Genomic DNA, 7,290 nt, shown 5'->3' with positions numbered 1-7,290 from the left:
AGTCTAATAGTCCCTCAGCAGCAGCTAAACCTGTTTATTTCACCTTGCGCAAATGGAATGAAAAACCAACTTTATTAAAACATTGGTCATTCTAGCTAGTTAATTCTTCGCCGTAAGCATTTTGCATAACGCACTATTTACTAGCATTCATTTGTTCAATGAATCTATTTGAGTCAGCTATAGAGCGATTCATATCATCAATTAGAGACTTAATATCAGTTTGCAAGCTTTTAAACTCACCACGAATGGCTGCAATCGCCTGAGCATTCAAATTATGTTTAAGGTATAAAACATTGTCTTTTAAAGAAGCCAAGACAGGTTGCATTTTTTGTTCACTACTACGCATAGAGCGAAGTAATCGGTCAAACTGACGCTGTGTTTGAGTTAGCTTTTTTTCACTTTCACGTTTAAGGTTGGCGCTTGAATATTGTGCTAGTTCATCTTGCCACTCATCAAAAAGTGCTTGGGCAACATCTTCAACCTTATTGATATTTACACTTACCTCTTCTGCCGAAGCGAGGCTTGATTCGTAATCGCTATTTAGCTGTTCATATGCGGATTGTAACTCTCCACCATCAAAGTTAATCAATGTACTAAGCCGCTCTAAAGCGGATTGAAACTCTTGTTGAGATTCTTCTTGAGACTCTTTGGTGGCCTCGACTCTATCAACAAGTATTTCACGTTTATGAATACCTACTTTTTCCATGGCGGAGTAATAAGCAGTTTGGCAGCCCGTAAGGCCTATGATCAAGGTTATTATCAATATAAAATGTTTCATATAGTGTCTACTTTCTATTATCTAGCTGTAAATTATGTAACTGATTGCTATGATATGCAAAGAGTTTGTTGAAGCTGAAAATTTATGAAAGTTATAAAACTACCAGAGTTAATTGAGAACAGCGAGAAAATCATTTCAAGGTTACCAAAATGGGGGCGCTATTATTTTGTTCGCTGTGTACAAGATCAAATTACTGTTAATGCTGGCTATTTAGCTTATGTTACGTTGTTATCTTTAGTACCATTAATAGCTGTCGGTGTTGCTATTTTTTCGGCATTTCCTGGGTTTGAAGGCACTCGACAGGATATCGAAAGTTTCATCTTCAATAATTTCGTACCTACTTCGACGGATAATATTAAATCTCATATTAGCACTTTTACAGGTAATGCGAATCAAATGACTGCAGTGGGGATCGGTTTTTTAACTGCTATTGCGTTATTGCTTATTCGTAATGTAGACGCAGCACTTAACCGAATATGGCGTATAAAAAAGAAACGACCATTGATGATTTCATTTGCAATATATTGGATGGTACTCACACTAGGACCTGTCTTCTTAGGCGCTAGCATTGCTGTTACTTCATATATTGTTTCATTAGCAACGTTTGCAGATCAAGGTATTCCGGGGTTTAGTGGATTTTTACTGAAACTATTACCCTATTTTATGTCTATGGCTGGCTTTATTATGCTTTATACATTAGTGCCTAACACTCGAGTATCTTTTCGCGCAGCAGTTCCGGGAGCGTTATTTGCTGCTATGCTTTTTGAGTTGTCAAAAAAAGCCTTTGCAGCCTATATTAGCCACTTTCCTTCTTACGAATTAATATATGGTGCTTTGGCAACCGTCCCGATTTTGTTTGTATGGGTGTACTTGTCATGGATAGTTGTACTTTTAGGCGCAGAGTTTACAGTATGCTTGAGTAAGCTTTCCTCATGGTTTGAAAGTGCTGAAGATCAAGAGAAGGAAAGCAATATAATCAGCTAAAACGGGGTAATGATGGCACAAGGTTATAGAGTCGGTGACATGTTACGTAGCTTTCATTTTGCTGTAGGTGAAGGTCATCAAATTTATGTTGAAGAGTATGGGAAAGCTGATGGGTTACCTGTATTGATCAGTCATGGTGGACCAGGGAGTGGGCTCAGTGTAGACACTACGCAGTACTTCAACCCCAAGCGCTACCGTATTATTTTATTCAGTCAGCGCGGATGTGGCGGCTCAACTCCATTAGTATTAGAGAACAATACGCCTAAGCACTTAATCCAAGATATCAATAACTTATTAGAACACCTTGAAATTAGACAAGCTGTGTTTGCGGGTGGTTCTTGGGGGGCAACACTAAGTCTGTTATTCGCACACACTTACCCTGAGCGTATTAAAGGTCTTATTTTGTGGGCGAGCTTTTTAGCAACACCTGAGGACTTGCATTGGTTATATTCCAAAAATGGCGCGGGTGCCCAGTTTTATCCAGAAAGCTATGAAGAGTTCAGTCAAGGTTTTGGTTGTATGCAGGATATACTGGCTTATTATCAAAATGCGTTATCCAGCGAAGATGAATTATTACAACACAAAGCGGCACTTTATTGGCATAGCTGGGATAGGCAAGTTACTTTGGCTGCTGCGATGAGTCGTTATCACTTGGAGCAAGTTAGCTGTATCACACAACAGGCAAAAATTATGTGTCATTATTTTAGCCCAAAAGTCTTTGAGCAGCTCAAAGGATTAGATACTGCACCTAAAAATTTACAAAAAACACCCATTTGGTTTATTCATGGCCGGCATGACCTTGTTTGCCGATTTGCACCGGTACAGCGTTTGGCTAATGCGTTAGATGCTCAGTTGTACATTTTGGATGGCATAGGGCACAGCGGTGCAAATGAAGCATATTTTGAGGCGATTCGTCGAGCAGCAGACTTATTAGCATGTAAATTACACACATAGTTAAGCAAAAGGTAGGTAGAACATGGTATATCATTCGCTTATAGTTATATTCTTGTGCATCGATTAAATAGGGGGAGAAGTGCAGGGTCTTATACAAAGAGTGTCTCAAGCCAAAGTCGAAGTGGATAGTCACGTAGTTGGTGAGATAGGCACGGGTATACTGGTTTTGTTAGGCGTGGAAAAAAATGACGAAATAAGTCACGTAACAAAGTTACTGCATAAAATAAGTAATTATCGTATTTTTACTGATGCTGATGGCAAGATGAATCTAAGCCTGAAAGATATATCAGGGCAATTATTAGTCGTGTCACAATTTACTTTGGCTGCGGATACAAACAAGGGAATGAGACCTAGCTTTTCTTCAGCGGCAACGCCAGAACAAGCTAAAGCGCTCTATGAGTTATTTATTGAGCAAGCAAGAGCATCTGGTATACAAGTTGCCACAGGCCAATTTGCAGCAGATATGCAAGTCACATTATGTAATGATGGACCTGTTACATTTAATCTATACGTCTAACGTCTAACGTCTAACGTCTAACGTCTAACGTCTAACGTCTAACGTCTAACGGCAATAATATGGTTGGCGTAATCAGATAGGGTTACGATGTGAGGCTTTTTTCCAAAGTTAGTAATAAGTAGGTGTTCTAAATGTTTTCTTTGTGAGTGATGCTCACAAAGAAAGTTGATGAATAACCAGCCTTTAGGGTTAAGCGCGGCTCGCAACAGTTGATAAAATGGGTGTTGGAATAAGAACAAAGGGGCGCGCATTTCACTGAATAAGTCTAAAATGATCCAATCATATTTTTGTCCTTCACTTAACGCTGAATCTGCGCTCATACAGGCAACGTGACAAGCTTTTTTCGTGCTAAAGTACTTTTTATAGCAGTGCACAATGTCTGGGTTGTTATCGACCGAAAATACATGACAATCGGTGTACATGGCCTGTAGATAATCTCTGATTGCCCCACCTCCTAGTCCTAACTCTAATACACTTTTTGGCGGAGTTAGATTCTGCCAAATTTTTTCTAGGGCTTGTAAATGAGGAAAAAGAAAGTGTTCTGGATGGTCTCTTGCCACCACAGATTGTAAAGTGTCATTGATCAACAACCAGCGCAAGGTTTTATCCTGTCTGACTTGAATACTAATATCGCCTTGTTTATGCCAATAAAGTAGGTGTCCTAATTTATGGCTTTGTTGCACAAATTGATTGGCGATTGTGCCTTTGGCAGTTACAAAATCATACATAGTTAAATGAGCATAGCTTAAGGCTTCGATAATACACATTTTGTGCGATATTTTTTACGGAATACATGAAACTTCTACTAATCGAGTATGTTCAGTTCTTACGATTTCGAGTATGGTTTATCGCACATCGGCAAGAAAAATGAAGAACAGGAGTATATATGTTTAAGGTTAGCTCACCCCAAAGTAGTGAAGACTGGCAAGCTTACTATCAATTACGCTGGCAGGTATTACGGGCCCCTTGGGGGCAACCAAGAGGTTCGGAGCAGGACGATTTAGAGCAAGAATCTGAGCACTTATACATTAAAAATAATGAAGAGCAAGTACTGGCTGTCGCGCGATTGCATTTTAATAACCAACAACAAGCACAAGTCCGTTATATGGCTGTATCAGAGGAACATAGAGGACACCATTTGGGTAGTCGTTTATTACATGAGCTTGAGAAAAGTGCTTGGCGGCAAAGTGCTGATGAGTTGGTGTTATTTGCTAGAGAGCGGGCACTCGCTTTTTATGAACGCCATGGATATCAAATGGTAGAGAAAGCACACCTTGCCTACAATGACATTCAGCATTGGAAAATGGTTAAGCAAAAACCCACAGAGCCTGGTTGGTTTCGCCATCCTGATTGGACGCAAGTTTTACAAGATACTTGGCGTGAATCAATCCCCATTAGTGATGCGATGGGTATTAAAGTAGATAGCTACACCGACTGGCAATTTTCAACGCGTGCTGATTTGAAAGCGAACCTCAACCTTCATAGCTCAATGTTTGCTGGCTCAATTTATAGTATGGCCACTCTCACAGGTTGGGGGGCAACTTATTTGGCGATGAAAGAGCTAAATATAGAAGGAGATATTGTATTAGCAGATGCCAATATTAAGTACCTTAAACCTTTGACGGCAGCGCCGAATGCGACAGTATCATTATCCGAGTGTGAAGGTAACCTTGATACGTTAGCAGATGAGTCTAAGGTAAAATATGTTGTGCCAGTTAACGTATATGATGGTGATGTATTGGTTGCAAAATTTGAAGGCACGTTTGTAGTTATAAAATAAATACGTTAAGTTGCATTGGTTTTTTATGTTGCACTAGTAGGTTTTTATTTACGAAAGCCTACTTATAACGTTTATTTACGTAAGTATTGCCCTGGAGTACAATCAAACACCTTCTTAAAGGCAGTATTAAAAGCTGAGCTTGATTCAAACCCCAGTTGCTCCGCGATAAGTTGTTGACTGTAACCCGCTTCTATCATCTCTACCGCTCTTAATCCTCGCAGTTTTTGTTTCCATTGGCTGAAGTTCATTGTAAAGCTTTTGTGAAACAGCCTGTTAAGGGTTCTGGTTGACGCGCCAACCTCTTCACCCCATTGCTGTAGTGTTTTATTACATCCGGGGTTAGCATGAAGCTCACTGATTATGGGCAATAATCTAGGGTCTTGAGCTGTTGGCATAAAAAAGGCGCTAGTTGGAGCTGATTCGAGCCTGTCTATAAAGACATCAATAAAACGCAGCTTTTTTTCATCGAGAGTATAGTTAGGATCCCATTGACATATTTCTAAAATGATAGATTTTAGTAACTCATCTACGTGCAATAGCTTGGCATCACGGCCTAAAACGTCAATATAGTCACCATCAATATAAACACTACGAAAATGTCCGCCATAACGGCAAAATGTTTCATGAGGTAAATTAGGGGGGAGCCAAAGAGCTTGATCGGGTGGAATAACAAAATTCCCAGCAGGGGTGTTAATTGTCATTACACCATTGCTGGTGTAAGCAAGTTGCCCCCAAGTATGTTGATGTGTTTGTACATGTTGCCAAGGCGGCATAGTGGTTGCTCTTGGGTAAACTGGCTTACCTAAGTGGGTTAGGTTAAATCGTGTTTGACTGCTCACCCAGCCTAAACTTGTCTGGTTTGATAAACTTTCTGTCATGGTGTTGTATTTTGGTCATTTAAAATTGAGCATACAATGAGCATGAAATTTAATCAACGTGCTTTTAGGAGAGGCAATGGAACATGTACCTGCTCAAAAATGGAAAACACCATTTGGCTTTTTAGCGCTGGCAACAATTGTGATGGCGGTGACGTTTGCTGCATGGACAGCCTTGTTAAACAACTTTGCGATAGAGGCAGCGAACTTTAATGGTGCGAACATGGGTATGCTGCAATCTTTGCGAGAAATTCCTGGCTTTTTAGCGTTTACTGCCGTGTTTGTGCTCTTGGTTTTGAAAGAACAGACCTTTGCGCTAATCAGCTTATGTTTATTATCGATAGGGGTTGCTGTGACCGGTTTATTCCCGACTATTTATGGCCTTTATGCGACCACGGTATTAATGTCTGTTGGTTTTCACTATTTTGAGACACTAAATCAATCACTCAGTCTTCAGTGGTTCAGCAAAGACGAAGCTGCGCAGAAGTTAGGGCAATTGATGTCGATAAAGTCTATGGCGTCATTAGTTACATTTGCAATGATTTGGTTATTCGTGAGTTTTTTACAGGTTGGGTACGTATGGCTGTATTTATTACTCGGTGGTATAGGACTAATTCTTACATTATTTATGATAAATGCATTTCCACATTTTCAGGCACATAGTATCCAGAATAAAAAACTCATTTTGCGTAAGGAATATAGCCTGTATTACCTATTAGTGTTTTTCTCTGGTGCGCGCCGACAAATATTTATGGTGTTTGCTGGTTTTTTGATGGTTGAGAAGTTTGGTTTTGATGTCGCTCAGATCACCGCATTGTATATGCTAAATCATGTGATAAATATCTTTGCGGCCCCCATGATTGGTAAAATGATAGCCAAGATGGGTGAACAAAAGGCACTAACGATAGAATATACGGGTTTAATACTGGTATTTACTGGTTATGCATTGGTTGAATCTGCAGACTTTGCCGCGGTGTTATATGTTGTTGATCACTTATTTTTTGCGATGGCAATTGCGCTTAAAACATATTTTCAAAAAATAGCGAGGCCAGAAGATATTGCTTCAACTGCAGGGGTAAGTTTTACTATTAATCACATCGCTGCCGTTGTCATTCCGGCTAGTTTTGGAGTTGTTTGGTTATATGATAACTCATTGGTATTTTACTTTGGAGCCGGTTTAGCTGTCTGCTCTTTAATTTTAAGCCAGTTTATCGGGTGGCACCTACAACGTCGTCAGGCACAATTATCGAGTTCACTATAAAGAGAGAGTTGGCGTATTAAAAGTGGTATTTCGATACTTCTTTTAATATATTACGGTGCCAGTTTTATATTGCGTTAGATGCTAAGTTTTTGAAATTATATATTTTTTTAGGTTATTAGATGAGGCGGTTCTTTATTGATA

General features: G+C 39.6%; 8 protein-coding genes. 5 read left to right on the top strand and 3 right to left on the bottom strand.

The window, feature by feature from the left end; genetic code table 11:
* Nucleotides 1-133 precede the first annotated feature (133 nt).
* A complete protein-coding gene (locus SANK73390_RS00550; RefSeq protein ID WP_462762209.1) occupies nt 134-778 on the bottom strand; it encodes a DUF2959 domain-containing protein in 645 nt (214 codons plus the stop codon).
* 84 nt (nt 779-862) lie between these two features.
* Here SANK73390_RS00550 and SANK73390_RS00545 point away from each other — a divergent pair, with 84 nt between their 5' ends.
* From SANK73390_RS00545 to dtd, 3 genes are all read left to right on the top strand, one after another.
* On the top strand, nt 863-1,762 hold the full coding sequence (locus SANK73390_RS00545; RefSeq protein ID WP_462762208.1) for a virulence factor BrkB family protein: 900 nt from the start codon (nt 863-865) through the stop codon (nt 1,760-1,762).
* A gap of 12 nt (nt 1,763-1,774) precedes the next feature.
* Nucleotides 1,775-2,716, top strand: coding sequence for an alpha/beta fold hydrolase (locus SANK73390_RS00540; protein ID WP_462762207.1), 942 nt, complete (start codon nt 1,775-1,777; stop codon nt 2,714-2,716).
* A 79-nt stretch (nt 2,717-2,795) separates the two neighbouring features.
* Nucleotides 2,796-3,233 carry a D-aminoacyl-tRNA deacylase gene (gene dtd / locus SANK73390_RS00535; protein ID WP_462762205.1) on the top strand — a complete coding sequence of 146 codons (438 nt, stop codon included), beginning with the start codon at nt 2,796-2,798 and terminating at the stop codon, nt 3,231-3,233.
* 38 nt (nt 3,234-3,271) lie between these two features.
* Here dtd and SANK73390_RS00530 read toward each other — a convergent pair whose 3' ends face one another.
* Entirely contained in the window at nt 3,272-3,961 is a 690-nt protein-coding gene (locus SANK73390_RS00530; protein ID WP_462762203.1) for a spermidine synthase, read from the bottom strand.
* A gap of 158 nt (nt 3,962-4,119) precedes the next feature.
* Between SANK73390_RS00530 and SANK73390_RS00525 the strand changes: the two genes are divergently transcribed.
* Entirely contained in the window at nt 4,120-5,013 is an 894-nt protein-coding gene (locus SANK73390_RS00525) for a bifunctional GNAT family N-acetyltransferase/hotdog fold thioesterase (protein WP_261595191.1), read from the top strand.
* A gap of 71 nt (nt 5,014-5,084) precedes the next feature.
* Here SANK73390_RS00525 and SANK73390_RS00520 read toward each other — a convergent pair whose 3' ends face one another.
* Nucleotides 5,085-5,891 carry an AraC family transcriptional regulator gene (locus tag SANK73390_RS00520; protein ID WP_261595190.1) on the bottom strand — a complete coding sequence of 269 codons (807 nt, stop codon included), beginning with the start codon at nt 5,889-5,891 and terminating at the stop codon, nt 5,085-5,087.
* Between the two features lie 76 nt (nt 5,892-5,967).
* On the opposite strand from SANK73390_RS00520, the gene SANK73390_RS00515 reads away from it, so the two are divergent.
* Nucleotides 5,968-7,149 carry an MFS transporter gene (locus tag SANK73390_RS00515; RefSeq protein WP_462762202.1) on the top strand — a complete coding sequence of 394 codons (1,182 nt, stop codon included), beginning with the start codon at nt 5,968-5,970 and terminating at the stop codon, nt 7,147-7,149.
* Nucleotides 7,150-7,290: the final 141 nt, after the last annotated feature.

It is taken from the genome of Pseudoalteromonas sp. SANK 73390 (assembly GCF_054966645.1).
The sequence above is the reverse complement of the archived record's forward strand: the minus strand, read 5'-3'. Positions and strand labels throughout refer to the sequence as shown.